Below are 24,753 nucleotides of genomic sequence, written 5' to 3'. Positions count from 1 at the left end.
ATGTTTCATGATTTTCTAATCTTTGTCGCTCCCATTCTCATTATTCTAATTGCGATTGCGGTTGCATTTTGGGGAGCCGGTAAGGATAAACCTGTAACAAAAGAAGCTGACGAGGACTAATCTTCTCTGTCAGCTTCTTTTTCTTTTTACAGATCTGCCAAAAAGACACTTTGTTCGATTTTCTTCATTTGATAAAAATAACCTTTACTTTTCATCAATTCTTCAAAGGTGCCAGCTTCTGCAATTTCCCCTTGATCCATGACAATAATTTGATCCATTTTCTCAAGCCCTGTTAAACGGTGACTAATTAAAACGACTGTATCATTTTCAGCTACTTCAAATAGCCGTTTATATAGCTGTTCCTCTGTTAATGCATCGATGGACGAGGTTGGTTCATCCAGCAGCCATAATGGTGCTTGTTTTAGCAGTATTCGCGCCAGTGCTAATCGCTGCTTTTCGCCGCCTGAAAGATTCTCTCCCTTTTCTAAAACTTGATCATCCAATCCAAAATGATTTAACTGTACGTGAAAAAGAATGTCTTCCATCTCTCTGTCAGCTAATCCATCCTGAGAAATCGCTAAGTTATCTCGAATTGTTCCATAGAAAAAATGGTTCGACTGAAGCATAACATTCGCATGCTCCCAAATGCTCTCAGCTTTTAGATCGGCTACCGATTGATCATTAAGTGAAATAGCACCATCTCGTACCTGGTATAATTTCAGTAAAAGCTGCATAATGGTAGACTTCCCGGACCCACTTGGACCGACAATTGCCGTTTTTGAACCAGCAGGTAAATGAAACGTTAGATCTTTTAATGTATCACGTGATTCTGTCGGAAAAGCAAAGGACACATCATGAAAAGTAATGGAAGGAGCCCGTTTAATTTGCAGCGTTTCGAACGAATCATCCTCATTTCCTTTCCTCTCCATTACCTCATCTAGCCTTGTTACTGCCTGACGACTTTCTTGAAGATAGCTTGGAAAAGCCGCCATCGGAGAAGTATTTTCAAACAGTGTTAAGGATATCATCACAAGCATGGCAAGAAACAAACCATCTAGCTGCTGTACGGATACAAAATATGCACTTACCGTTAGCACGGATACGGAAACAAGTAGGGATAGAAACGTATTTGCCGATTCACTAAATAAACGATGCACATTTTCCCGCTCCTGCTCCAACAAATACGTATCAGCTGATTTTAATAATGCTTCCTCTTTGTCATCTACTTGCTGATATATTTTTAAATCACGAAACCCGTACAGGAATTCTGTTACTTCCGTTGATAAATTGCCTCGCTCACTCCTAACACGATAATCGATTTTCCGTTGCTTCATGCCGATGACTAACGGAACAACCAAAGTGGTTAATAATAATCCAAGTAGCAGAAGCAAGGCTGCTTCAATGGAAAAATAAGCCGTGAAAAGAATGGTAACAAGAAATACAAGAACAAGCACTATCGGTGGGTAAAAAACACGTAAAAAGTAATTTTGCAGCGATTCTACATCGCCAACGATTCTTGCTAGTAAGTCTCCACTGCGATGACTTTGAAAAATAGTTGGTGCGAGTGGCTCCATTTTTTTATAAAACGAAACACGCAAATTACTTAGCATTGTAAAAGTCGCTCGATGTGAAAAATATCTTTCACCATATCGACTTAATGCCGATATTATTCCGAGTAGCTTAACGATCGCAACAAGTACCATCAAGGAATAGATCGGTGGCACTAAGGCTGCCTTGGAAATTAAATAACCACTCGATGAGAATAGCCCGACGGCAGTTACTCCAGCTAGAAATCCACAAGCAATTGAAAAAATGACATCTTTTTTTTCCTGCAACACGATCTTGATGACAGAACGTAATCCCTTCATTTAGTCATCCCTCCCTGCTGTACAGTCACCATATTCCGATAGGCTTCTACCGTTGTTAGTAACTCATCATGTGTTCCTGCTGCCTTAATTTCACCGTTATCTAAAAGGACGATTTTATCAGCCTTTTGAATCGTATGAAGGCGGTGAGCAACCGTAATAACTGTCGAATGTTTTCCTAGTTCCTCCATTGATTTCTGAAGAATTTGTTCCGTTTGCAAATCCAGCCCTGTCGTCGGCTCATCAAAAAGAATGACAGATGGGCGTTTGAGAAATGCTCTGGCTAGCGCTATTCGCTGTTTCTCCCCACCAGAAAGGCCTCTTCCTCCTTCACCGATTAACGTGTCATATCCATGTTCAAGCGAATCCACTAAATCATTAATCCCTGCCTTTTCAGCTGCTTTGATAATTTCTTCTTGATATGCGCTTTTTGTAGAACCAATTGCAATATTCTCTGCAATCGTACCTGAGAATATATACGGATTCTGTGAAATATAACTTAATTGGTCAAACCAATCCTTCTCTCTGTATTGCTTTAAGGAAGTTTCATTTACTTGAATCATTCCCTCCGTTAGCGGGACTAGTCCTGCTAACATATGCAATAATGTCGTTTTTCCTGATCCCGTTTTTCCGATAATCGCAATCTGCTCAAAAGCTTCGAGTTCTAAATTAATATGCTTTAATGCAAAACCGCCTTCCTTGTAAGAAAATCCTGCATCATTCACTTTAATATGGACTGGCTTATTTTTCGCCAAGGGTAGTTCTCCCCATCGTGTCTCATCATTTTCGAGTGCAGAAAGCTCTATATCTAATTTATTCGCTGCCGCCATGCTCGTCCGTCCCGTATGAAATGAATTTCCTAGCTCCTTTAATTTCGTGTAAAACTCTGGAGCAAGAATAAGCATTAAAAAGCCAGTAAAAAACGTGATATCTTGAAAAATAATCATTCGAACAGCAACTTCTAACGCGATAAGCCCGATGCTTAGCATGGAAATAAACTCTAAAGCCAGAGAATTCGTAAATGCAATTTTAAGCACTTCCATCGTTGCATCACGGAAATCTAAGCTGCTTTTTTGAATGGTTTTCTCCTGCTCTTTAGACCGTCCAAATAATTTCAATGTTGTTAACCCTTGCAGCGTATCAAGAAACGTACCGGAGAACGCATTCATCTTATCTAGCTGCTGTTCGGATTTGTCTTTCGTATTAAAGCCAATAATTATCATAAATATAGGAATAAATGGTGCGGTAACTAGGATAATAATTCCTGTTGCCATATGTTCCATTAAAATAACAACAAGGATGAAAAGCGGTACAATCGTTGATTGAATAATTTGTGGAATATAGCTGCTAAAATAAGAATCTATTTCATCAACCGTATCCAATAGGAGCCCAACCTTTTGGCCAGACTGTCCTTCCAATGAAGCTTGCATTGAATTTCTTGAAAATGTATGTACAAACAGCCTGCGCAGCTCTCTTTTAGCAAGAGTAGCCATTCTTGCTCCTGCTCTTCCATTCAAATAATTTAGTCCTGTCCGTAAAAAAAGCGCTACGACTAAGCCTATAATTAACGGGCTAATTTCTGAAAATGAATAGCCTTTTAGGAAAATACGATCAATGATTATCACAAATAAATAACCTTGACCGATAATAGCAAACGCAGAAAGAATCGCAAGCACAATAAAAAGTATGAGCTTTCCTTTCTGTTCTGCTGCTATATTCTTCAATCTATTCATTGATTCTCCCCCTAACGAAAGCTATTTTAGTGAACATCTTCACATAAGTATACATGATTTAAAATACCGAAGTAAACGGATAGCTAGGGTGTTAACATAGTTGTCGATTTTAAGGGTGATAAAATTAACCTTGCTCCTTACGTTAGAGAATTTTCACCGTCTCCAAAAGAGGAAGTAGAATTCACGTAAAAACTGCCCAACAAAACGAGCGATCGCATAGTCTCACTTTGTTGGGCAGTCAGCTACTTCTTAATAAATTTTATAGCAAAGTAAATAACGCATGCAATTACAGCATAAATGAAAAACATGACAAAAAAGCCCCATAGTCCCATTACTGCATCTGCAAACTCCATGTTTCCCCGATTCGTAATTGCTTGCTGCAATTCAATTGCAAAAACGATAACAACCATAATGGTGAACGTATAGATAAAGGAAAATATCGTCGTACTCCATTTAAGCTTTTCCAATAGCTTGAAAAAGATATAGACAAAGAAGAAAATCGTCATTCCCATAAAGCCCATAATCCAAAAATGGAGTTCTTTATCTGTCATATGTAGACCGAACATGTCTGTAAGGATGTCATGAATATTATTTACAATTTCCGCAAGAGTAATAACGATTTCTCTCATTTTATCTCCCACTTTTCATTTGTCTTTATTACAATTTATCCAAATCATCAGCCATCTCCCAAAGTCAGTGATTTAGATAATCGTTCTATTCCGAAAGCGCGTTTAAATTTGCCAATGCTTTCTTCAATTGGACAATCTCTTCTTCTGTTAAAGTAACACCTTTACCCATCTTTTCCTTACCAGGTGCCCAGTCTCGTAAATCATATTTTGGTGGGCGACCATTCCAGCTGATCACATTCAATTCCTTTGTCCATCCTTTTGGCGACTCCGAAATAACAGCAATTGTTTCTACAATTTTATAATTTAATTCAGCCATATTCATACTCCTTTATGCTTCATTCTATTTAACAATCAAAACAGGGCACTTGGCGTTCTGTACAATCGTATTGCTCACACTACCTAACAGAAGACTTTTTATATTACTAAGCCCCCGATTGCCTACAATGATCAAATCTATTTCGTTAGCTAAAGCATATTCACAAATCGCTCTCCCCGGGTTACGCTGTGAAAAGTCCGTCCGAATTTCCGTTATCGTAACAATTCCTGATGCTTCCATTTCCTTCTTGATTTGATGTAGTTCCGGTAAAAGAAATTCTGCATCTGCCATGGATATGTTGCCTGCAATAGCTGTCTCGTTACTTTTAATTCCCGGTGTCACAACAGAAATAACATGTACTTCTGCTTTTTCTGTAATTGACGCCTGATTCTTTGCCTCTTTAATCGCCTTTTTACTACGATTTGAACCATCATACGATACGAGAATTTTTCGATTCATTTGCATTCCTCACTTTATTAAAGGTTAGCTACTTAATCCACTTAATTTATTATACATGGATACGTCTAGAGAGGTTAATTTTTTAATGGCTTTCGTCAGACTTCATATTTGGTAAGTTGACGCTGATGTACGGACTGCGCCCCATATTTTGGAGTAGGTTCGACTTATCGAACATTCCTGCGCAGGTGATTCACTCCAGGGTATAAGTGCTACTAATCTATGTCTTCCCAAGTCGGTAAGTCTTCGTTATCGTGTCATAAGGTATTTATCCACAGCATTCCCTGGTATCAAAAAAAGGAATAAGCTTCACTGCTTACTCCTTTTCTCTAACTTAATATCCGATTGCGTTTTTCACTTCATAGGCCGCTACTAGTTTACAAATAGACGCTCTTTCTGACTCCGTCAATGGTACAAGTGGTAGACGAACACCACCAACTGGTACTCCAATATGGTTCAGTGCTTCTTTTACTGGGGTAGGGCTTGGAGCTGAAAACAATGCTTTCATTACTGGCAAAATATGTCGGTGTATAGCACTGGCATTAGCTACATCACCATTCTGAAAAAGCTTTACCATCTCTTGCATCTCATTACCTAATATGTGTGATGCTACAGAAATAACCCCAGTTCCACCTACAGCAAGTGTCGGCAATGTCAGGCTATCATCCCCGCTGTAAACAGTAAAATTATCAGAAGTATGGCTTATAATCTCCGAAACCTTATCTAAATCCCCACTAGCTTCTTTTAGTGAAACAATGTTTGGGATTCTAGAAAGTCGAACAATCGTTTCTAATTCCATGTTTACCACACTTCTACCTGGAATATTATAAAGCATGACAGGAAGTGCTGTACTTTCTGCAATCGATTTAAAATGCTGATACATGCCTTCTTGTGACGGTTTATTATAGTAAGGAACAACAAGCATAATCCCGTCAACACCTGTAGCCGCTGCCTCTTTCGTTAATTCAATAGATGCTCTTGTATTATTCGTACCAGTTCCCGCAATAACAGGAATCCTTCCATTTACTTCTTCTACAACTGTTTGAAATAACTTCACTTTTTCATTATTAGAAAGTGTTGGTGATTCCCCCGTTGTCCCAGCAACAACTAAACCTTCTGTACCGTTTGCTATCAAGTAATTAACTAACCCCTTTGTTCGTTCAAAATCAATTTCTCCCGCCTCATTAAACGGAGTAACCATTGCTGTTAATACATTACCAAAATTCATATCAATACACCCTTTTCATCCAATATTTTATTGATGCTTTAGGACCAAATTAAAAAGCAGCAACGAGAGAGAGCTCGCTGCCGCTTATAGAACATTATTTACCGTTCTAAGCTTGATAGCCCTCCATATAGTTTCCTATATGACAGTCCCGTATCTATTTGATAACAGGCCCAGCTTCAGAAGATGAGTCTTCTTCCACTTCGGCAAATCCCCCTTTCCTCACATTTCTTCAGAGCTCATTCTCCTCCATGTAAGTATTAATGGTCTTTGCACCTCTACCCTTACTTTACAAATCTAAAATAAGAAAGTATTTAATTATTATGTGTATTATAACAGGGATATATCTAGAAAACAAGCATTTGAACCACATGAAAAGAACATCATAACTTTCAAAATGATGGGCAGGATAAGCGAACAAAACATACGCTATTACATAACTTAATTCTGAGGAGGTAATTAAGATGGAGCGAAATTCATATCGTGACCTCCCTGCAAATTTCGGTGATAAGCTAATTCTAGTAGGTGGTTTAATTAGTACCATTGGAAGTAATTTGGCAGTTATTGGTTCCTTTATCACATACGAACAGGAAAAAGAAGTGGAACTACAAGTAAATCAGGAAAAGATACAGATGGATCAGCAGATTCTATTGATGCAGCAGCAAATAACAGACTTGCAAAAAAAGATAGATATGCTATATCAAGATCAAAATCACGGGAAGTCATAGTTGCATGTTAAGCAAAGAAACTGTTGTCCAAACTTATGTTTAGAGAACAGTTTCATGCATTTTAGCTAAATGTATCATAATGTACAATTTCTTCTCTTGCTAGGTGTTTTTTCGGTTTTAATGCTTCTTGAGGATACCCCATTCCCAAAATAGCGACAATACGGTGTTCTTCCGGAATGCTAAGCAGCTTTCGCACATGATTTTCCCTAACGATGGATTCGTTCTCATCCTCGGAATGATAAACCGCTCCAAACGCTGCACCAAGCCCAACCTCAACTGCTTCGAGCCAAATAAACGCACAAGCAATTGATGCATCCTGCAGCCAGTATTTACTTATTTGGGGCTTTCCCGTGACGACAATCGCCGCCTGTGCCTCTTTTAACCATTTCATATAAGGTGTTGTTGCAGCAAGACTGTCCAAGGTAGAACGATTCCTTACTACAATTAACGACTTTGACGGAAGATTATTTCCTGATGGTGCATAATAACCTGCATCCACGACTTTTTCTAGTACTTCATTCGGAATGCAACGGTTAACATACGCAGTAATTTCGCGCCTTTCTTGTATCGCTTGAAAAACATCCATCGTACAACCTCTCTCCCTTTATTTTTATTTTCTGAATTAATCATATCAAACTAATATGATTTAGACCACCAAACGTCAAGTTATTTTTAACAATCCATGAGTATGTGTTTAGTGACAGACCCTTCAAAAGTGCTATAATAAAAATTAGCATTCTAGAGGAGGTTCTATCAATGACAATGAAAAAAACGTTAACACTTGCAGGTTCGGACACAAGTGGAGGTGCAGGTATCGCTGCTGATTTAAAAACGTTTCAGGAGCATGATGTATATGGTATGACTGCATTAACCTGCATCGTTACAATGAATCCAGAGGGATGGAATCATCACGTAACACCAATTGACCTGGATCTTGTAAACAGACAATTAGACACGATTCTATCCGTCGGAGTAGACGCGATGAAATCCGGTATGTTAGGATCGGTTGATATCATTAAGCTTGGTGCAGAAAAAATCGATGCATATAAAATTAATAATTTCGTACTAGATCCAGTTATGGTTTGTAAAGGCGAAGATGAAGTATTACAGCCGGAAAATACAGACGCAATGCGTGAATATCTTCTTCCGCGCGCACTCGTTACAACACCTAACTTATTTGAAGCTAGTCAATTAGCACAGACTAAGCCCTTAAAATCAATTGAAGATATGAAACAAGCTGCATTAAAAATCCACGAGCTCGGTGCCAAGAATGTTGTCATTAAAGGCGGCAAGGCGCTGGATCATGAAAAAGCGATTGATTTATTTTATGATGGTACAGACTTTGAAATACTTGAAAAAGAAAAAGTCGATACCACATATAATCATGGAGCTGGATGTACATTTGCTGCAGCAATCACAGCAAATCTAGCAAATGGCAAAAGTGTAAAGGAATCCGTATTTGCTGCTAAGGATTTTGTTACTGCAGCAATTGCTAATGGTTGGAAGCTAAATGAATATGTTGGCCCAGTTATGCATGGTGCCTACAACAAAGTAACAAACAACAAATAAATATTAGAACAAGCCTTGGAAACGAATGCATTCGATTTTCAAGGCTTTTAATAAGCATTAGAATTCACAATCACTTCCTGATACAAATTACTTAGAATATTCTAGTTCTATCATTCGAATCTACAATTAAGATTCTTACCATAGGTGAAAAGATACAAAATGCTATTACATCGTTTAGTTTTTAGGCTTTTGGGCAATATAGTGGTATAAACTATTAGATAGGAGTGAGCACCATGAAAAAGTTTATGGTACTAATAACAATAACAACATTAGCCTTTCTTATTGCAGCATGTGGAGGAACTACGGAAGAAGATACAAATCCTCCAGCGGATAATAATGCGGGAGAGACGGAAAACAACGCCACAAACGATCAAGATAATGCTTCTAACGATCAAAATAATGGCAATACAGACAGTGGTTCAGCGACAGATAATAATGCAACGAATGACAGTGATAATGTAACAACAGATACGGAATCCGATTACGCGTTTACTAGCTTTGATTTAGAAGCAGATTTCGAAGGAACAGAAGATATTGTCGAAGTAGAATATGAGCAGGATACGAACGAAACGGAAGCATCCTATCGAAATGAAACACAAGGAATTCAATTACGAGGCGATGAAGCGATGCAAGAGCTTGATAGCATCTTCTCTACTTTTGACTTTGATGAAAATACGCCAAAGGAAGAGGTTCTAAGTACTGTCCTTGAAGCTTTCAATATCCCAACTGACGCGCAGAATGTTGAACTAGACATCGAGTATGCTGGTGGTACGGAAGTCGAATATCAACAGTAAACCATTTGCAGCATAAGCTTCAACTAAAAACTCCGCTGTTTTGTATACGATACAAGCAGCGGAGTTTACTATTAATCATTATTTTACATCAGCAGTTACTTTAAAACTTTCAGTCCAGCTAACAAAATTCGTTACAACGGAATCAATAAATTGAACAGTTGGCTCATCTGTCAGATTCCCTTGTGCGTCAATTTTTTCATGAACAGAGCCAACAAAAACTTCATTTCCAGGCAATGTCAATGTTGCTACTCCTGGCGCATTCAAAATTTGACGTAAATGCAGTTGTGCTTTCACTGTACCTAACGCCCCCATTGAAGCTCCAACAATCATTGCTGGCTTTTTCACCATTACTTTTTCTACACGAGAAAACCAATCAATTGCATTTTTTAGCATTCCAGAAATAGAGCCATTGTATTCTGGAGTTGCAAATAAGATTCCATCACTTGCCATTATTTTCGCACGGATTTCTTTTACAACCTCTGGCGGATTTAGTTCGTCATCTTCGTTATACATCGGCAGCTGATCAATCGGTAAAATTTCAATATCAACTTTTCCTGCATATCTATTCTGCATGAATTGAACAAGCTTCATGTTATAGGACTCTTTACGGTTACTTCCTACCATCGCAACAATTTTCATTCTATAATTCCTCCATCTATAGTTACGTATCTTATTGTAATACTTTAATTACATAACTATATGTTTATCAAATTCAGGTCATATATTCAAGTAATGTGACTTCTCGAACTCACTTTCAGCTTTCACTCAAAATAATTGTTATTTCAGATATGAAAATAAAACGCTTACAAAATGAAATGTTTAATTATTGTAGAAAATAGGCTAAAATAAATCTAGTTGAAAGGAGATTCATATGAAAAAATTAATAATGCTTTTATTAATATCGACCGTACTTTCCGGTTGTTCCTTCATTGAGGAGACGAATAATACATTGGACTATGCAACAGAGGCAACGGAGTATTTAAATGAATTGAGCAGCTTTACAGAAGAGGTTCCAGGACTTGTAGATCAAGCAGTTTCCGACCCGGCAGTACAAGAAGATTTAAAAAGTCATTTCATAGCCTTAGAGGAATCCATTGCTGATTTTAATGCCATAGATGTTCCTGAACTCGCAGTAGGTCTGCATCAAAATTTCACAGAAAAAAATCAAGAACTCTTGGACATTACATCAAATGTTATTCAAAATGGAGAAGTCGCTGTTGAGAAGCTAGAGGAATCGGAATTATTCCAAACGATTGAAACGATTACTGAACTCCAAAATCAAATCGAAGACCTTGGATTTTAATATATGAATCGGTTATGATGCATCGCCTGCGTTCATAGCCGGTTTATTTTTCATCTGGTCTTATGCCAAAGAAATAAAATTTCCCTAGCTAGACTATCCGCTTGATCATGGTACTAAACTCGGCCCGCTCACTTTGAAATTTAGTTTGTTCAACAAAGCCCGCTTTTTCATAAAGACGAATGGCTCGTTTATTAAAGGTAGCAACGGTTAGTCTTATATCTATTCCTTCATAGTTTTCTGCTACAAAATCAAGAATAGCTGAAAAAAACGAAAAGCCAAGCCCTTTTCCAGTAAATGCTGGCTTCATACCTAATCCCACATCTACACAAGCTTCTTGATATGCACCATGTGGATAGCCAGCAGGCACCTTAGCAGAAGCTCCAACACAGAAAAATCCTATCAACACATCGTATCGGTCAAAGACAACATAGTATTTATTTCCCGTCAATTCCATAATTGCATGACTTGTTAATACTTGATTATAGAAATTATATGGTCGTTCATATTTCCAGCAAAGAACCTCAATCGCATACGTTTCTGTCATGTTCCTTATCGTATATTGCATGTCATTTCCTCGCTTTTTCTGCGGTATGTATTATCCCAATATATACTTAATTATAACAAGGAGAATTGATGATTGTCTAAAAAATGATAGCCAGCTCTCCATTAATATTTTAGAGGCGGCCCAATTTGAACCACCTCTACAACAATTAATTATAGTTTCTTTTAGCCTTCCGATTTTTCCACAGTTTTCTAATGATTGGATAAAGAATCGGACCATATCGAATAAGTCTTCGTAGTAATCTGCTCATATGCATCTCCCTTACAGTAGTCGATTTTAATCCTATATCATTATCATTCCTTTGAATCAACATAATTAAACTAATCTAATTATTTCACATAAAGAAGTTATTTTTCCGCTTCTGCTTCTTTAATTTTTTCAATGAAAGTCCATAGCAGCTGGAAGACTTGTCGTTCATTGCCAATTACTTCTCGTTCATCAACTATTTTTGACAAAGACATGAGAACACTTTCTACTAAAAAGAGTCGTGGTTTTTCCATTTCTAATTCACCGATTAAAAATTGCAGATATTCACCTTTCTTTGTATGATTTCCTTCTCGTTTGTTTACTTCTTTAAGTAATGTCTCTAACTGAGAAATTGTTTGTATTTTTAAAGACATGATATTCTCACCTATATCTTCTGGAACGTTTGAAATCATATCCGCATGAAAAAGCACTTCCTGGGAGTGTCCTTTCACAATGGGCTTTATAGAATCGATAGCAAATTGTATCACTTTTCTTGGCGTTATTTCTTTATTCTCATTGATTTTCAAAAGATGAACGGCGTGATGGATAGTCCCCAAAAGAATGACAGCATGATCCAATGCAAAGCGTTCTGTATTCGCTCCATTAACCTCTTTTAGTCTTTTTGCAACCCATTGTAATTCCCTTCTGTGTTGCTTACCAATGAATGCTTGTAAATCTTCATCATCTAAAAGCGATATCGAAGAAAAAAGCGCCATCATGCTATGCTTGCGATTCGTATCCATCCGAATAGCTATTTGTTCAGCTAAAACCTTCTCATCATTTATATTTTTCCCATGCGCAATCTCATTTCTTTTTTGGTTCGTTTCTTCATATACAAATTCCAATATTGCCATTAAGCATTCATTTTTTGAAGTAAAGTAATTATAAAACGTCCCCTTTGCAATTTCCGCTTCATCTAAAATATCTTGAATTGATGTTGCTACAAATCCTTTTTCAATAAACAAACGATGTGCAGCATTTATAATTTGCTTTTTCTTACGGTTCATTTAATCACCTTTTTATAATAGTCGTCTAGTTATAATATAGTCTTTTAAACTTGTTATATCAATTTTTACATAGAAAATAAATTATATACTTGATATTATTAGACTGTGAGTATAGAATATACTTTGTCCTAAATGCAGGACTATTTAATTATAGAAAGAAGGATTAGGAATAATGAGTGAAATAAATCCTATTCAACATAAACCTCCATATGGTATGATTGCAATTTTATTTATCGGCGCCTTTGTTTCCATCTTAAATGAAACCCTGTTAAATATTGCTCTGCCATCTATTATGGATGAATTTCAAGTAAATCCTACAGCTGTCCAATGGTTGTCTACAGGATACATGCTTATTAACGGAATTTTAATTCCTGCGAGTGCATTTTTTATTCAACGTTTTACGAATCGCAGTCTATTTCTGACTGCAATGACATTGTTTACGATAGGCACATTGCTTGCAAGCTTGTCTCCAACATTCGGTATACTTCTTACTGCAAGAATGATTCAAGCAGCAGGATCAGCGATGATGATGCCATTGTTAATGAATATCATGCTAACTGCCTTTCCAATCGAAAAAAGAGGTACTGCGATGGGTATCTTTGGAATGGTTATGTTTGTGGCACCAGCAATCGGGCCAACACTTTCTGGCTGGATTGTTGAACACTACAGTTGGAGAATGCTGTTCGACATTGTATTACCTTTTGCTGTCTTTACCTTAATTTATTCCATTTTCAAACTGAAAAATATTACACCACAGCGTCATATAAAGCTCGATGTATTTTCCATTGTTTTATCTAGTTTCGGCTTTGGCGGACTATTATACGGCTTCAGTTCAGCTGGTGACAAGGGATGGGATCACCCACTTGTATACAGCACAATTATCGTCGGTATCATAGCTTTAATTGCCTTGATACTTCGTCAGCTTCGAATGGATGACCCAATGCTCGAATTCCGGATATTCAAATATCCAATGTTCGCATTATCATCAGCAATCTCCATTGTTTTATCCATGGCAATGTTCTCTGCGATGATATTAGTACCGATTTATATTCAAACCATTCGTGGTTTTTCTCCAATGGACGCTGGATTACTCATGCTTCCTGGAGCAGTCGTAATGGGATTCATGTCCCCGATCACCGGCCGTCTTTTTGATAAATACGGAGCAAGAACGCTTGCCATTATAGGGCTAATTATTGTCGTAACAACGACCTTTTTCTTCAGTCAACTAGATATGGAAATGTCCTATGTGAGTCTCATGCTTTTATTTACTTTCCGTAGCTTTGGAATGTCTATGGTAATGATGCCAGTCATGACAAATGGATTAAATCAGTTACCCATGGAAGCAAACCCACACGGGACTGCAATGAATAATACGCTTCAACAGGTTTCTGGTGCAATTGGTGCTGCATTATTAGTTACCTTAATGAATAATCGTACAGAAGCAAAAGCACTTGAATTAACTGAAAATGCGATGGCAACAATAGATTCTAGTATAGCACAATCTAACCAAGCAATTGCAGAGGCACAGGCACAAATTATCAATGAAGCAATGCTTCATGGAATCAATTTTTCTTTCTTTGTTTCCACCATAATCGGAGCTGTAGCACTAGTTCTGGCTTTCTTTATTCGTCGTGTTAAATCAGATGGTACGATTGAAAAAAGGAATGTAAAGAAAAAGGAAGCGGATAAAGCAATTGCAGGATAATAACTGATATAACAAAAAAATCCCTTGAAATTCAACTAAATTCCAAGGGATTTTTAATGCATTAAATTTCTATATCAATTAAGGAAAAGGAATCGAAATGGAATAACCCCTGATCCGTAAGCTTTAATTCAGGTATTACTGGTAAGGTTAAGAAAGATAGAGTTAGAAACAAATTAAATGATTCACTTGCACCTAACTTGCTTGTTGCAGCATTCATTTTTTGTAGCGTTTTGTAAGTATCTTCATAAGTAGTGTTAGACATCAATCCTCCAACAGGTAAAGATAAGGAAGCTAACACTTCTTTTCCATCTACAACTACTAATCCACCATTTGTTTTTAAAACTTCATCGACCGCGCGAAGCATCTCCTTATCAGATACTCCAACAACAACAATATTGTGAGAATCATGTGCCACTGAAGTAGCAATTGCCCCTTTTTGCAATCGAAATCCTTTCACAATCCCTATTCCAACATTTCCGGTACCCTTATGTCTTTCAATCACAGCCACCTTCAGATGATCAGTTTTTGCTGAAGCAACAAACAATCCATTTTCTACGTGTACACTTTCTTTTAAATGCTTCGTCACAATACTGTTCGGCATAATTTCGATAATATTACAATCAGTTGATTTAAGAGGAAGCTCTAAATCATTTTCAGTTAGCTTTTTTGTATGAAATGCGGGAAGAGAAGCCATCGTGCTTTGAATTGATCGCACCTCAGAAAATGATGCTTTATTAATTTCTCCCTTATCTACAACACACTTGCCACCCTTATATACTTGATGAATGGAGACAGACTGTAAGTCATCTAACAGCAGAAAATCTGCCTGATATCCTGATGCAACAGCTCCAATATGACGTAAACCAAAACATTCAGCAGCATTCAAGCTTGCCATCTGAATCGCAATTGCCGGGTCTAGTCCCTTTTCCATTGCAAGTCGGACAATATGATCAATGCTTCCTTGCTCTACAAGATCATCTAACAATATATCATCTGTTACAAACATACACCTTCTGGAATTTTGTGCTGTGATAATCGGAAGTAATGCCTCTAAGTCCTTGGCAACAGTACCTTCTCTTACCATTAGATACATCCCTAAATCAAGACGGGCTTTTCCTTCTTGACTGCTTACACTTTCATGATCCGTGCGAATTCCCGCAGCCATATAGACGTTTAAATCTTCCTTATCAACTCCTGCTGCATGTCCGTCAATTACTCCTCCATTCGCTTGAACCATTGCTATCTTGTTAATAATCTGTTTCTCTCCATTTTTCACAGAAGAAAAATCCATGACCTCAGCAAGACCCAGAACATTTGAATGAGCCAAAAAGGGCTGTAAATCTTTCGCATCTAATGTTGCACCATTGTTTTCAAACATAGTTGCCGGTACACTGGATGGCAAATTGATGAAAATATCCATCGGCAGATCTTCGGCGTCATTCAAAAAAAACTGGATTCCTTCTGCTCCGGCTACATTGGCAATCTCATGTGGATCCGTTATAACTGTCGTTACACCATGTTGTAGCGAAAGCTTGGAAAATTCCCGTGGAGTGAGCATCGTACTTTCGATATGAACGTGACCATCAATAAATCCTGGTACCACTGTTTTCCCACTGGCATCTATTTCTTCCATTCCGTCATACGATCCAATTCCAGCAATATAGCCATCGACAATCGCAATATCTCCATCCATCATTTCTCCTGTAAAAACATTTAGAATATCAGCATTTTTAATAACGGTATCGGCAGGAGTTCTTTTGCCAGCTACTGCTATTCTTTTTTTAATTGCTTCTGAATTGCTCATCAAAACAACTCCTATTCATGTTCTGGAAATACTTCTTTCGTCACAGCTATTTAAACTCCATCATAGCTTTTTCATTATTGAACCGTCAACTTGTACCCAACGTATAATATTCCTGCGCTTGAAATGTTCGAAAGCCACAGGATTCATATAATTTCAGCGCATTGGAATTTTTCGCTTCTACATCTAGAAATACATCGTAACCATTTCTATATTCATTCATTATTACTTGCCTTAAAGCTCTTCTTCCAATTCCTTTTCCTTGAAATTCAGGAAAAACAGCGAATCCATAAATCCAAGCTTCTGACTCTTCATGAGAAATACGTATTTTTCCAACGGACCTCTTTTCATGTTCAATGATAAAAAATCGCTGTTTATCATCTCTCCTTATCCGCTGATTATAATCAACTGCTTCGTCTTCTAAGAAATTAAAACAGCTTATATCTAATTGTATTTCTGTTTTAAAATCCTGTTCTGATAGAGAAGGTCTAACTATAACTTCTATGTCTTCATGAAGGTCCATATTCGACCACTTCATTTGATATTCTGTTGATGTACGGTCACATTTAATTGTTTTTAAAAATTCCTTTGCTGTTGCAGATGCAGCTGGTGCATTCAATAAAATCTCTCTATACTTCCGGTTTTTACAAATGGCAAGTGCTTCATCAAGCAACCTTGAAAATATACCTTTCCTACGATACGCCGGCTTAACCATTCCACATATCTCTGCTTTATTCCCAAATCCATACAAACCTAAAAATGCAATCAGTTCTTCATCTTCATAATAAAAAAAGTCATTCTTTTCGTTTGCCTCTCTATTTTGCAACATATCCCAATTCAATTTTAGCGTTATTTGATCGTCTGCTTCACAGAGATACTGAAGCGCTTTGATATCACGTAATTGTTTTGTCGTTAACATATATTCCCCCATGTTTCTAGCTTATTGGCACATATTCTTCAAGCGGAAAAACGTTATATGCTATGACGTCTTCCGCTTCATAAGCAAACCGATATTCATATGTATTTTCTTCTTCTAGCATCTGCGACAAATAATAGTGCAGATTAGCTATGCCAGTATTTTCGGGATGCAGAATCCAATCGATTTTTTTCCAGTCTAATATTCCTTCTTCAGTTTTGAATGGCGTTTGATAAGTATAATTTTTAGGCACCTCTGCAATAAATGCGTGCATGCCGCCTGAATAATGGCTCTTGTCTCCCCATGTAACCGTTCCTTTATACTGAACCACTGATAAGAGGATTCCGGTTTCCTCTCTCACTTCACGTAAAATACAATCAGTTGGCGTTTCCCCAGGTTCGATTTTCCCTCCTACACCATTCCACCTGCCCATCCAAATAGGCTTTTCTCGATTTAGCATTAATAGTTCATCACCCCGTCTAATGAAACAAATGGTATATTTAAACATTATTCATTTCCCTTCATTTTGAAACCAACGAGTGCCCCTAGTGAACAGCCTGCAACATGAGCAGTGTCGATTTCTAAATAATCCATCGTCTCCAACAAAACCTTTGCAGATTCGTTAAAATAATCCACATACGCTTCCGAATCGGATTTCCCATGACCACATAAATCCGGTAAAATCACCTGATATTTCCACGAAAATAAGAGTTTGTTCCGCAAGCTCCGTTCCACCTGTCTGTAGCGCTGTATGCAGGAAAATAATCGTTCCCCCTTCCCTTGACTTTTCCGTATGTAAAATCATTTATTTCCGTCCGATTACTCAACCAGCTCCTCTCTTCCTGTTTTAGAGAGAGGAGCAGCGCTTTTTTTCTTCTTTTTCTGTTTACCAAATTAGTGCAACCGCACCTGCAACACCTAAATTGCGATCCATGATTCAATATTCATCTGTTTCCATACAAACCAGTCATTATCACATCTCACTTCTGCTTGCACAACTTCTATCGTCTATTATTCCACATAGGTTAACCATTCACTTTTCATACGCCCGTTCAGCAACCTTCTGCAACTGTTTCAAATCCGACCATCCATAAACAATTTCATGCATGAACGCACCAGCTATTTTGATTTCTAAACGATCGACAATATGCGCCCCTAATGATTCATAAAAAACCCTTGATGGATTTTCTTCAATCACCTTAACAATCATTGTAGTTATTCCTTTTTGCAGCAATTCTTCCACGACAGGTTGAATAAGCAGCTTTCCGATACCTTGCCGCTGATATGCTTTTAAAATATAAATCGCATTAAGTTCCCCTTCATACCCGTCATACATTTCTGTTCTTTCCTTTTCACCGATAGAAAAACCAACAACTTTGCCCTCAGCATTTTCCGCAACGTATACATTCTGTTCCAATGTATTACGCTCCCAAAGCATTGTTCGTTGTTCATAGGATAAACGATTTAAAAATTCGTCAGGTAAGATCCCCTTATAAGCTGTCTTCCAGCTGTCTACATGTACTTTAGCAATATCTTCTGCATCAACAATCGTTGCTTTTCTTATCATCATTGTTTCTCTCTCCCTTTAATTAGATAGGTTATTTCCCTAGACGCAATACCATTCGAACCGTATTCAACATGTGCCCCTCTAAGTTATCATCATACTCAGCTACCACTTCGAATCCTTTAGCATGATAGAAATTCATTCCAATTTGGTTATTTTTCTCCACATTCAAATGAAGTTCTCTCAAACCAAATTGGTCAATACCGGCTCTTAAAAACGCAGTACCAATTCCTGCCCCTTGATACTCCGGATATATATAAATCGCTCCTAATTCTACTCGCCCACTTTCAGGAACTTGAAAAAAATTAGCAAACCCTACTATTCGGTGATTTATCTCAGCAACAAAAAAGGTAGTGTTTTTTAGACGCCATTTTAAATTTTGCTTACTGTAAACAGTTTTTAGGAAGCGCTCTTGAATATCCATAGGAATAATCCCTTCGTAAGTGGCACTCCAGCTTGTTTTCGCAACGTCTTGCACCTGCTTCATATCTCGCTTTTTCATTTTGCGAATCAAATAATCCATAAAACTCATCCTTTTGAACACTCTTTTTAATTGTTGCTTAATTCGAATAGTTTCTAACATTATATCATCAATTAATTTAAAAAGGAGTAGGCAATCACAATTTTTTACATACAAAAAGCATTGCAGCTGTTTGCAATGCTTTAATCTATTAACGATTTTTCTTTATTTTTTATTCCCTTTTTCCAAATGCTTTTCCGCTCCCTATTACCTCTGCAGAGAAAGGAAGTTCATATCGTCTATGTATCTCAAAATACCTATTATTGGGAATGTTTATTAGAATCATCTGTGAATGCATTACTATATGCTATTTTCTCTATTAATGTAAATAAAGTAATCAGAACTCATTAAAAGAGATAATAGCTTATACCCGGGATGAAGTCACTCCAAAGGAAAAAGCCACTACATACAACCTGGAAGATTCAGAAATTGTTCAGCTTTATGACTAGTATATCTTGATGCAGATCTGTACCATGGATAGAAATCAATTTCATAAAGATATTTTAAACTACCTGTGAAAGCAGCTAAACAAGGGACGTTCGTTCAGTCCCTTGTTTTACTTAGTAATGAAATCGAGCTTCCACAACAGCCCTAATACCAACCTCACCAGGTTCAATTGGTGTAGAAAAGCTTTCTGCTGAAACTGCCATTGTTTTGAATGCAGCAGGCGTTTCTGAGACTTCTTCCGTTATTTTGATTGGTGTAAGATCAAGGTCTACTTGCAAGCTTTCCGCGATCGTACTAGCTTTTGCTTGTGCATTCTCCAGTGCTTGGATAAGTGCTTGCTGGTAATAGTTTTCTACATTCGTAACTGAAAATTGAATGGATGATACCCGATTTACACCGTTTTGTACTGCAGTATCAATAACTGTTCCAACCTCAGAAATCGGACTAATACGAACCGTAATCTGATTTGTAACCTCATAGCCGCGTAATAACTGCTCACCATCTACAAAATCATACCTAGGGAATATTTGATATGAAGTTGTACGGATATTTTCCCTTGGTATACCTAAATCTACTAACGACTGAATAACTTGATTCATTGTTTGCGCATTGTCCTGTTGAGCCTTACTTAACGATTCATCCTCTGTAATAACAGCAAGCTGAATACTCGCTATATCGGGTTCAACCGAAACTCTACCATTTCCAGTCACTATAAGCATACGATCTTGTTGCCTGGAAACAGGCTGTCTGTATGGAGGTCCATACGAATAATACATCCTTATCCCGCCCCTCATTATCTTTAGCTTCAATAGATAATATGCAAAGGAAAGGGAAAAGATTAAATTTAATTAAATTGACTATCAATGCTTACTCCCAATAGTTAGGATCAGACATTCGAATCTCCTCTACAGCATCATCTAAATCTGCTGGTGTAATCGTAAAAATAGGATAATCCTTATTTGCGTTTTTTGCTGCTTCATAAAAGAATCGATTGCTTCCTGGATATTCTTCATCCATTAAAAGGAGACAGCCATCACTCTTGTCCACAAACCACATATTTTTGGCCTTGAATTGATAAGGTCCTTTATAATCTCCTTGATAAATTGGTTTATAAAAATCTGCAATCATCATTAATTCTTGGTATTTTTCTTTTATAGAATCGGGCCAACGGTTATCCTGATTTTCAAATGGAGGAAAGACACCAATATTAATATCATACATCTCCTTCAATTCGAGCACTAAATCTGCTGTCCATAATTCAACACCCATTTGTCCAGAAATTAATACCCATTCCAGGCCTTCTTCAATAAAGCCGATTAGCCTTTTTTCAATTGCTGCTTTTATAAAAGTAATACGTGGATCATCTTCTTTAAAAATATTTAATTCCATTGGTTTGTATCCAGATACGGTTAAAATCTTCATATGTACGAACACCTCATTTAAATACCTTCTTTACACTTATTAATAGGATAGTTACTTTCCTTCCAATTTGTCAAAAGGAAAAGCTGGCAACATATAATTTGCCAGCCCTTTTCTTTCGTTAGCACCATTTTTGTGGCTTTTTACAATTATGGTTTCCATGCCCATATCCTGGTGACATAGATCCTGCTACTTGGCCTCCTTGACCATAGCCTCCTTGGCCATATCCCGGTGACATAGCTCCCGCAACTTGGCCTCCTTGACCATATCCTGGTGACATAGCTCCTGCTACTTGTCCCGGACCGCCCGGAACTTGGAAAGATCCACCGTATGCATCAACACTATTTGTTGTATTTTGAAAAGATGTTGAGTGCGGGAAGAAATGATTATTTTTAACTAAATGATGGTTTGTAACAGTTGTATGAGAAGGATGCACATGGTTAACTGTACTTTGTGAGAAAGTATCAACACAATTATACTTTGTCGGATGTACAATTGTTTTACAAGAATTACAACCACAATGACGTCCATGACGATGTCTCATTGAATAATCCCCTTTCTATTATTGGTTCACTTCTAACCTATGTTAGTTAATCGCGGATTGTATGAGACATGTACCTATTTCCTGAAATTTTTCTAAGAAAACACCTTTTCTGTTACTACTAATAATGTGCCATTAATCCTTTCTTCATCGCAACTCGTTCACAATATAAGAATACCCCAATGCCTATTGCAAAATAAAAAAGTGCATTAAATCCTAATATCATAAAATCTCCGACTTGAAGCTGGTTAAATGCAGCCCCATGGATCATCACTTCACGAACCATGTCAATCCCTTGCACAAAAGGTAAGAAAGCGAGAACTGGTGACACGGATAAGGGAATAAAGGTTAGTGCCATTAAAATAAATTGCAGGATTTGTAAGAATGCTTGAACCTGCTTTAGAATAATGGATATTCCTGCGATAATGAATCCTACACCAAACATACTAATCACGGTAAGCAATAAAATTGGAGCTATCGTTATCACATCGATATTCAGCCATTGTCCCGCAGTTGCCATCGACAAATATAATAGCACAATCACAATAACTAAATTTATGAACGTCGTAGAAATTAGCCGTACCGTCATAATACGCCACATTCCCATCGGTGACATCGAGAGCTGCTCCAACGTCCCTTTCATCGCCTCATTAATAATTTCATAGCCAATACTATTGATAACCATAAAGGATAAAAACCAGAAAATATAATTTACAATCGCATATTGGATGTTGCTATCCTGTGTACTTGGATCGCCAATTAGCTGAATTCCAGCAAACATTCCGACAAAAATAATGTAAAAGGTAAGCAGCATCGCTATTGTATTTGGTAAATAGCGCTTTAATTCAATATATTCCTTTTTTGTATTTGCTTTAAGAAGATTGAGCCAACGCATCCTGCTTTTCCCCCTTTACAATTTTCATAAAGATTTGTTCAAAATTAATGGTTCTTCGATCAATTGCCTCTACAGGTGTATTATTCAATTTGAGCACATCGAATAAATCATAAATTCCTTCACTTTTTGCTAATTCGATATTTAAAATGGATTGATAAGTATCTTGTTGATAGTCATGTTGTGGAAATTTTTGTAGAAGTAATTGTTGTTGCTGACTGTTCAAAATGTCACCAAGTGTAATGGTGTAGGCGCGAATCTCAAATAATTTCAATAGGTTTTCTACTCGATCATCTGTTACAATTTTCCCTTGATTAATAATCACTGTGCGCTCACAAATATCCTGAATAACATCCATATCATGCGAGCTAATAATAATGGTTCGATTGTAATCCCGAACAATCGCCTTTAAAATTTCTCGTACCTCATAGCCTGTTTCAACATCCAATCCAAGAGTCGGCTCATCCAGTAAAATAACATCACTTTCGGCCAGCATTGCCACTGCTATTGCCAGCTTTTGCTGCATTCCTCTAGAAAGTCGATTAACAAGTTCATTTTCCTTACCCTTTAAATTGAATTTTAGTAACAGATCCTCAACTTGATCAATGACGTCCTTTCGCGACATTCCCCGATTTCCTGCAAAGTACTCCAAATTCTCCCTGACAGTCAAACGCCAGTATAGATTGCGATTCCCTTCAAGCACTGCACTGATATGCCGTAATGCTTTCAGCCGTTTCTCCTTATTATCAATTCCATTAATCCGAATCATACCTGAATCAGGTATCAGCAATCCGCAGATCATTTTAATTGTCGTCGTTTTTCCCGCTCCATTTGGACCTAGCAAGCCCAGAATTTCACCTCGATTTACTTTAAAAGAGATATCACTGACCGCGTGTACATATTCTTTTGATCTTCTTTTCCTGTACGTTTTCCTAAGATTCTGAACTTCGATAATCGATTCCATTTATTTCATCCTTTCTTCAATCTATTTTCATTCTAATTAGGAATTGGCCCTGCATCCACTACCCGAAGTTGTAAATCATCTACGTCTAAAGACTGATATTCACATATTACGCAGTGCAGTGATTCGTTTAATTGCAATTGCTTCATTTGATGAGTGACCGATTTACTTGGCTTTCTCTTTTTTGGGGCACTCATCACCTTGATGAGTAACCGATTCTCTTGGCTTTCTCTTTTTTGGGTCACTCATCACCTTGATGAGTGACCGAATGACATGGAGTTGAATATCAATCAACCTCACTATCGTACAAAATCTGCAAGATGTTACTTTATCAGAACTAAATGACATTATTTAAGAAAAACGAAACCTAACTCACTTTTGAATCGTATTTATTAATAGTACTTTTTAGAACGGGGGTGAATACAGATGCTTATCGAGCTCTTATCCGAATTATTTAACGAGTTCTCGCCAATCTATTTCTATATCGGTTTATTGCTCTCCATCATTCCATTGCGAATTTACAATCAACCAAATACTTATCAAACAGATGTGTATCTTCGAAGATCACATGCATTGCAATTTCAATTGCTTTCCTTACCTGACTTAACCGCAACAGCTCTGGATATACGTAATTGGATTACCAATAGAACGAAACGTATTGAGGTACCGGATGATAATGAAGAAGACAGCTCTTCTCTAGTTTTTTATCGTTATAAAAATCTAGGAGGGCTAAAATGGAAACAACTTCTGTATTCATCAAAATTAAAAAATATAGCTTCATCATACTTGGGCTTTTATCAATTGTATTACTTGCTGGATGCCAAGGCACAACCGAGCCAATAAGCGCTAATTCCACTGGTTGGTTTGATCATTATTTCGTCTATACGTTTTCTGTACTAATCAAGGGTTTAGCCGGTTTTTTCAATGACAATTACGGGTTATCCATTATCCTATTGACTCTATTTATTCGATTTGCATTGATGCCTATCATGCTAAAACAAATTAAAAATAATACTGCAATGAAAGAGAAAATGAATGTATTAAAACCTGAAATGGATGCGATACAAGTGAAGTACCGCAACAAGCAGGATTTAGACGAGCAGAAGAAAATGCAGGCGGAATTAATGCAGCTTTATGGAAAACACCAAGTAAATCCATTAGCTTCACTTGGTGGATGTTTACCGATGATCATACAGTTTCCGATATTAATTGGATTTTACTATGCGATTCTTCGAACACCTGAAATTGCAGCCCACTCTTTTCTTTGGTTTAATCTTGGGCAGTCGGATATCATCCTAACCATACTGGCTGTGGTCATCTACTATTTCCAGTTCAAAGTGTCTCTACTCGGTATGGACCCAAAAACAAAAAAGCAGATGACCATCATGGGGCTCCTCTCACCAATCATGATCGGCGTAATTTCGTTAAATGCCCCAGCAGCATTGCCGCTATACTGGGCAGTTGGTGGACTATTCATGATTGTGCAACAACTGATTGCTAAGAAAATGTACAACTCTTATAAAAACAGCGAAAAACCTGCAGAAGCATAATCTG

At 37.4% G+C, this 24,753-nt stretch carries 29 protein-coding genes and 1 riboswitch; of the genes, 8 read left to right on the top strand and 21 right to left on the bottom strand.

The genetic code is table 11. The annotated features are described in order from the left end of the window. Positions 1 to 120, top strand: coding sequence for a cytochrome bd oxidase small subunit CydS family protein (gene cydS, locus D1B32_RS24575; protein ID WP_379600300.1), 120 nt, complete (start codon positions 1 to 3; stop codon positions 118 to 120). Between the two features lie 26 nt (positions 121 to 146). Here cydS and cydC read toward each other — a convergent pair whose 3' ends face one another. The 6 genes from cydC to dapA all read right to left on the bottom strand — a co-directional run bounded on the left by cydC (position 147) and on the right by dapA (position 6,227). Further along, positions 147 to 1,868: a thiol reductant ABC exporter subunit CydC gene (gene cydC, locus D1B32_RS03515; protein WP_118888634.1), complete on the bottom strand. Its 1,722-nt coding sequence runs from the start codon at positions 1,866 to 1,868 to the stop codon at positions 147 to 149. Next, positions 1,865 to 3,598 carry a thiol reductant ABC exporter subunit CydD gene (gene cydD / locus D1B32_RS03510; protein ID WP_118888633.1) on the bottom strand — a complete coding sequence of 578 codons (1,734 nt, stop codon included), beginning with the start codon at positions 3,596 to 3,598 and terminating at the stop codon, positions 1,865 to 1,867. The genes cydC and cydD overlap by 4 nt, the downstream gene beginning before the upstream one ends. Positions 3,599 to 3,840: 242 nt before the next feature. Next, positions 3,841 to 4,227 carry a hypothetical protein gene (locus D1B32_RS03505; protein ID WP_118888632.1) on the bottom strand — a complete coding sequence of 129 codons (387 nt, stop codon included), beginning with the start codon at positions 4,225 to 4,227 and terminating at the stop codon, positions 3,841 to 3,843. An 85-nt stretch (positions 4,228 to 4,312) separates the two neighbouring features. Then, the gene (locus D1B32_RS03495; RefSeq protein ID WP_095309920.1) at positions 4,313 to 4,543 is read right to left on the bottom strand and encodes a YdbC family protein; all 231 of its coding nucleotides are present in this window, start codon (positions 4,541 to 4,543) and stop codon (positions 4,313 to 4,315) included. Positions 4,544 to 4,567: 24 nt separating this feature from the next. Next, positions 4,568 to 5,002, bottom strand: coding sequence for a universal stress protein (locus tag D1B32_RS03490; protein ID WP_158586200.1), 435 nt, complete (start codon positions 5,000 to 5,002; stop codon positions 4,568 to 4,570). Positions 5,003 to 5,333: 331 nt separating this feature from the next. Further along, positions 5,334 to 6,227 (bottom strand): 4-hydroxy-tetrahydrodipicolinate synthase, encoded by an 894-nt coding sequence (dapA, locus tag D1B32_RS03485; protein WP_118888629.1) that lies wholly within the window; start codon positions 6,225 to 6,227, stop codon positions 5,334 to 5,336. Positions 6,228 to 6,335: 108 nt separating this feature from the next. Then, positions 6,336 to 6,513, bottom strand: a riboswitch (Lysine riboswitch). A 175-nt stretch (positions 6,514 to 6,688) separates the two neighbouring features. Between dapA and D1B32_RS03480 the strand changes: the two genes are divergently transcribed. Beyond that, complete coding sequence (locus tag D1B32_RS03480; RefSeq protein WP_095309926.1) at positions 6,689 to 6,952, top strand: hypothetical protein; 264 nt, start codon at positions 6,689 to 6,691, stop codon at positions 6,950 to 6,952. Between the two features lie 61 nt (positions 6,953 to 7,013). Here D1B32_RS03480 and D1B32_RS03475 read toward each other — a convergent pair whose 3' ends face one another. Continuing rightward, on the bottom strand, positions 7,014 to 7,538 hold the full coding sequence (locus D1B32_RS03475) for a nitroreductase family protein (protein ID WP_095309928.1): 525 nt from the start codon (positions 7,536 to 7,538) through the stop codon (positions 7,014 to 7,016). A 170-nt stretch (positions 7,539 to 7,708) separates the two neighbouring features. On the opposite strand from D1B32_RS03475, the gene pdxK reads away from it, so the two are divergent. Both pdxK and D1B32_RS03465 read left to right on the top strand, forming a co-directional pair. Beyond that, positions 7,709 to 8,521, top strand: a complete 813-nt coding sequence (pdxK, locus tag D1B32_RS03470; protein ID WP_095309930.1) for a pyridoxine/pyridoxal/pyridoxamine kinase — start codon at positions 7,709 to 7,711, stop codon at positions 8,519 to 8,521. A gap of 233 nt (positions 8,522 to 8,754) precedes the next feature. Then, positions 8,755 to 9,315, top strand: a complete 561-nt coding sequence (locus D1B32_RS03465) for a YusW family protein (protein ID WP_095309932.1) — start codon at positions 8,755 to 8,757, stop codon at positions 9,313 to 9,315. 78 nt (positions 9,316 to 9,393) lie between these two features. On the opposite strand, the gene D1B32_RS03460 is transcribed toward D1B32_RS03465, so the two are convergent. Next, complete coding sequence (locus D1B32_RS03460; RefSeq protein WP_118888628.1) at positions 9,394 to 9,954, bottom strand: NADPH-dependent FMN reductase; 561 nt, start codon at positions 9,952 to 9,954, stop codon at positions 9,394 to 9,396. Positions 9,955 to 10,186: 232 nt separating this feature from the next. Here D1B32_RS03460 and D1B32_RS03455 point away from each other — a divergent pair, with 232 nt between their 5' ends. Beyond that, entirely contained in the window at positions 10,187 to 10,618 is a 432-nt protein-coding gene (locus tag D1B32_RS03455; RefSeq protein ID WP_095309936.1) for a DUF6376 family protein, read from the top strand. Between the two features lie 88 nt (positions 10,619 to 10,706). Here D1B32_RS03455 and D1B32_RS03450 read toward each other — a convergent pair whose 3' ends face one another. Together D1B32_RS03450 and D1B32_RS03445 are read right to left on the bottom strand one after the other, a co-directional pair. Continuing rightward, positions 10,707 to 11,183: a GNAT family N-acetyltransferase gene (locus D1B32_RS03450; RefSeq protein WP_095309938.1), complete on the bottom strand. Its 477-nt coding sequence runs from the start codon at positions 11,181 to 11,183 to the stop codon at positions 10,707 to 10,709. A 344-nt stretch (positions 11,184 to 11,527) separates the two neighbouring features. Then, a complete protein-coding gene (locus D1B32_RS03445) occupies positions 11,528 to 12,433 on the bottom strand; it encodes a TetR/AcrR family transcriptional regulator (protein ID WP_118888627.1) in 906 nt (301 codons plus the stop codon). Positions 12,434 to 12,605: 172 nt separating this feature from the next. Here D1B32_RS03445 and D1B32_RS03440 point away from each other — a divergent pair, with 172 nt between their 5' ends. Further along, positions 12,606 to 14,138 (top strand): DHA2 family efflux MFS transporter permease subunit, encoded by a 1,533-nt coding sequence (locus tag D1B32_RS03440; protein WP_095309942.1) that lies wholly within the window; start codon positions 12,606 to 12,608, stop codon positions 14,136 to 14,138. 61 nt (positions 14,139 to 14,199) lie between these two features. Here D1B32_RS03440 and ade read toward each other — a convergent pair whose 3' ends face one another. The 11 genes from ade to D1B32_RS03385 form a co-directional block, all read right to left on the bottom strand. After that, complete coding sequence (ade, locus tag D1B32_RS03435; protein WP_095309944.1) at positions 14,200 to 15,942, bottom strand: adenine deaminase; 1,743 nt, start codon at positions 15,940 to 15,942, stop codon at positions 14,200 to 14,202. 85 nt (positions 15,943 to 16,027) lie between these two features. Then, positions 16,028 to 16,858 carry a GNAT family N-acetyltransferase gene (locus D1B32_RS03430; RefSeq protein ID WP_095309946.1) on the bottom strand — a complete coding sequence of 277 codons (831 nt, stop codon included), beginning with the start codon at positions 16,856 to 16,858 and terminating at the stop codon, positions 16,028 to 16,030. A 16-nt stretch (positions 16,859 to 16,874) separates the two neighbouring features. Continuing rightward, positions 16,875 to 17,363: an NUDIX hydrolase gene (locus D1B32_RS03425; RefSeq protein WP_095309948.1), complete on the bottom strand. Its 489-nt coding sequence runs from the start codon at positions 17,361 to 17,363 to the stop codon at positions 16,875 to 16,877. Then, entirely contained in the window at positions 17,363 to 17,578 is a 216-nt protein-coding gene (locus tag D1B32_RS03420) for an alpha/beta fold hydrolase (RefSeq protein ID WP_095309950.1), read from the bottom strand. Before D1B32_RS03420 ends, D1B32_RS03425 begins: the two co-directional genes overlap by 1 nt. 310 nt (positions 17,579 to 17,888) lie before the next feature. Further along, positions 17,889 to 18,425, bottom strand: coding sequence for a GNAT family N-acetyltransferase (locus tag D1B32_RS03415; protein ID WP_095309952.1), 537 nt, complete (start codon positions 18,423 to 18,425; stop codon positions 17,889 to 17,891). Between the two features lie 28 nt (positions 18,426 to 18,453). Continuing rightward, positions 18,454 to 18,942 (bottom strand): GNAT family N-acetyltransferase, encoded by a 489-nt coding sequence (locus D1B32_RS03410; RefSeq protein ID WP_095309954.1) that lies wholly within the window; start codon positions 18,940 to 18,942, stop codon positions 18,454 to 18,456. Between the two features lie 557 nt (positions 18,943 to 19,499). After that, the gene (locus D1B32_RS03405) at positions 19,500 to 20,162 is read right to left on the bottom strand and encodes an SIMPL domain-containing protein (protein WP_095309956.1); all 663 of its coding nucleotides are present in this window, start codon (positions 20,160 to 20,162) and stop codon (positions 19,500 to 19,502) included. Positions 20,163 to 20,253: 91 nt separating this feature from the next. After that, positions 20,254 to 20,808, bottom strand: coding sequence for an SLOG family protein (locus D1B32_RS03400; protein WP_095309957.1), 555 nt, complete (start codon positions 20,806 to 20,808; stop codon positions 20,254 to 20,256). A gap of 118 nt (positions 20,809 to 20,926) precedes the next feature. Further along, positions 20,927 to 21,349: a spore coat protein gene (locus tag D1B32_RS03395; protein WP_095309964.1), complete on the bottom strand. Its 423-nt coding sequence runs from the start codon at positions 21,347 to 21,349 to the stop codon at positions 20,927 to 20,929. Positions 21,350 to 21,467: 118 nt separating this feature from the next. Then, positions 21,468 to 22,241, bottom strand: a complete 774-nt coding sequence (locus D1B32_RS03390; RefSeq protein ID WP_095309968.1) for an ABC transporter permease — start codon at positions 22,239 to 22,241, stop codon at positions 21,468 to 21,470. After that, complete coding sequence (locus D1B32_RS03385; protein ID WP_118888626.1) at positions 22,219 to 23,202, bottom strand: ABC transporter ATP-binding protein; 984 nt, start codon at positions 23,200 to 23,202, stop codon at positions 22,219 to 22,221. Before D1B32_RS03385 ends, D1B32_RS03390 begins: the two co-directional genes overlap by 23 nt. A gap of 423 nt (positions 23,203 to 23,625) precedes the next feature. Between D1B32_RS03385 and D1B32_RS23655 the strand changes: the two genes are divergently transcribed. Further along, a complete protein-coding gene (locus D1B32_RS23655; RefSeq protein ID WP_158586199.1) occupies positions 23,626 to 24,042 on the top strand; it encodes a hypothetical protein in 417 nt (138 codons plus the stop codon). Further along, positions 23,934 to 24,749, top strand: a complete 816-nt coding sequence (gene yidC / locus D1B32_RS03380) for a membrane protein insertase YidC (RefSeq protein ID WP_118888625.1) — start codon at positions 23,934 to 23,936, stop codon at positions 24,747 to 24,749. Before D1B32_RS23655 ends, yidC begins: the two co-directional genes overlap by 109 nt. Positions 24,750 to 24,753 lie beyond the last annotated feature (4 nt).

Source organism: Oceanobacillus profundus (genome assembly GCF_003515705.1).
Classification (GTDB): Bacteria; Bacillota; Bacilli; order Bacillales; family Amphibacillaceae; genus Oceanobacillus; species Oceanobacillus profundus.
The sequence above is the reverse complement of the archived record's forward strand: the minus strand, read 5'-3'. Positions and strand labels throughout refer to the sequence as shown.

Coding starts and splice junctions, on each gene's coding strand:
- D1B32_RS03455 (WP_095309936.1), top strand. CDS start 10,187: ATGAAAAAATTAATAATGCTTTTATTAATATCGACCGTACTTTCCGGT.
- D1B32_RS03390 (WP_095309968.1), bottom strand. CDS start 22,241: ATGCGTTGGCTCAATCTTCTTAAAGCAAATACAAAAAAGGAATATATT.
- D1B32_RS03400 (WP_095309957.1), bottom strand. CDS start 20,808: ATGAAGATTTTAACCGTATCTGGATACAAACCAATGGAATTAAATATT.
- D1B32_RS23655 (WP_158586199.1), top strand. CDS start 23,626: ATGCTTATCGAGCTCTTATCCGAATTATTTAACGAGTTCTCGCCAATC.
- D1B32_RS03450 (WP_095309938.1), bottom strand. CDS start 11,183: ATGCAATATACGATAAGGAACATGACAGAAACGTATGCGATTGAGGTT.
- D1B32_RS03505 (WP_118888632.1), bottom strand. CDS start 4,227: ATGAGAGAAATCGTTATTACTCTTGCGGAAATTGTAAATAATATTCAT.
- D1B32_RS03405 (WP_095309956.1), bottom strand. CDS start 20,162: ATGTATTATTCGTATGGACCTCCATACAGACAGCCTGTTTCCAGGCAA.
- yidC (WP_118888625.1), top strand. CDS start 23,934: ATGGAAACAACTTCTGTATTCATCAAAATTAAAAAATATAGCTTCATC.
- D1B32_RS03430 (WP_095309946.1), bottom strand. CDS start 16,858: ATGTTAACGACAAAACAATTACGTGATATCAAAGCGCTTCAGTATCTC.
- cydD (WP_118888633.1), bottom strand. CDS start 3,598: ATGAATAGATTGAAGAATATAGCAGCAGAACAGAAAGGAAAGCTCATA.
- D1B32_RS03385 (WP_118888626.1), bottom strand. CDS start 23,202: ATGGAATCGATTATCGAAGTTCAGAATCTTAGGAAAACGTACAGGAAA.
- cydS (WP_379600300.1), top strand. CDS start 1: ATGTTTCATGATTTTCTAATCTTTGTCGCTCCCATTCTCATTATTCTA.
- D1B32_RS03495 (WP_095309920.1), bottom strand. CDS start 4,543: ATGGCTGAATTAAATTATAAAATTGTAGAAACAATTGCTGTTATTTCG.
- D1B32_RS03425 (WP_095309948.1), bottom strand. CDS start 17,363: ATGTTTAAATATACCATTTGTTTCATTAGACGGGGTGATGAACTATTA.
- D1B32_RS03410 (WP_095309954.1), bottom strand. CDS start 18,942: ATGGATTATTTGATTCGCAAAATGAAAAAGCGAGATATGAAGCAGGTG.
- D1B32_RS03475 (WP_095309928.1), bottom strand. CDS start 7,538: ATGGATGTTTTTCAAGCGATACAAGAAAGGCGCGAAATTACTGCGTAT.
- D1B32_RS03440 (WP_095309942.1), top strand. CDS start 12,606: ATGAGTGAAATAAATCCTATTCAACATAAACCTCCATATGGTATGATT.
- D1B32_RS03460 (WP_118888628.1), bottom strand. CDS start 9,954: ATGAAAATTGTTGCGATGGTAGGAAGTAACCGTAAAGAGTCCTATAAC.
- ade (WP_095309944.1), bottom strand. CDS start 15,942: ATGAGCAATTCAGAAGCAATTAAAAAAAGAATAGCAGTAGCTGGCAAA.
- pdxK (WP_095309930.1), top strand. CDS start 7,709: ATGACAATGAAAAAAACGTTAACACTTGCAGGTTCGGACACAAGTGGA.
- D1B32_RS03395 (WP_095309964.1), bottom strand. CDS start 21,349: ATGAGACATCGTCATGGACGTCATTGTGGTTGTAATTCTTGTAAAACA.
- D1B32_RS03445 (WP_118888627.1), bottom strand. CDS start 12,433: ATGAACCGTAAGAAAAAGCAAATTATAAATGCTGCACATCGTTTGTTT.
- D1B32_RS03490 (WP_158586200.1), bottom strand. CDS start 5,002: ATGAATCGAAAAATTCTCGTATCGTATGATGGTTCAAATCGTAGTAAA.
- D1B32_RS03465 (WP_095309932.1), top strand. CDS start 8,755: ATGAAAAAGTTTATGGTACTAATAACAATAACAACATTAGCCTTTCTT.
- cydC (WP_118888634.1), bottom strand. CDS start 1,868: ATGAAGGGATTACGTTCTGTCATCAAGATCGTGTTGCAGGAAAAAAAA.
- D1B32_RS03415 (WP_095309952.1), bottom strand. CDS start 18,425: ATGATGATAAGAAAAGCAACGATTGTTGATGCAGAAGATATTGCTAAA.
- D1B32_RS03480 (WP_095309926.1), top strand. CDS start 6,689: ATGGAGCGAAATTCATATCGTGACCTCCCTGCAAATTTCGGTGATAAG.
- dapA (WP_118888629.1), bottom strand. CDS start 6,227: ATGAATTTTGGTAATGTATTAACAGCAATGGTTACTCCGTTTAATGAG.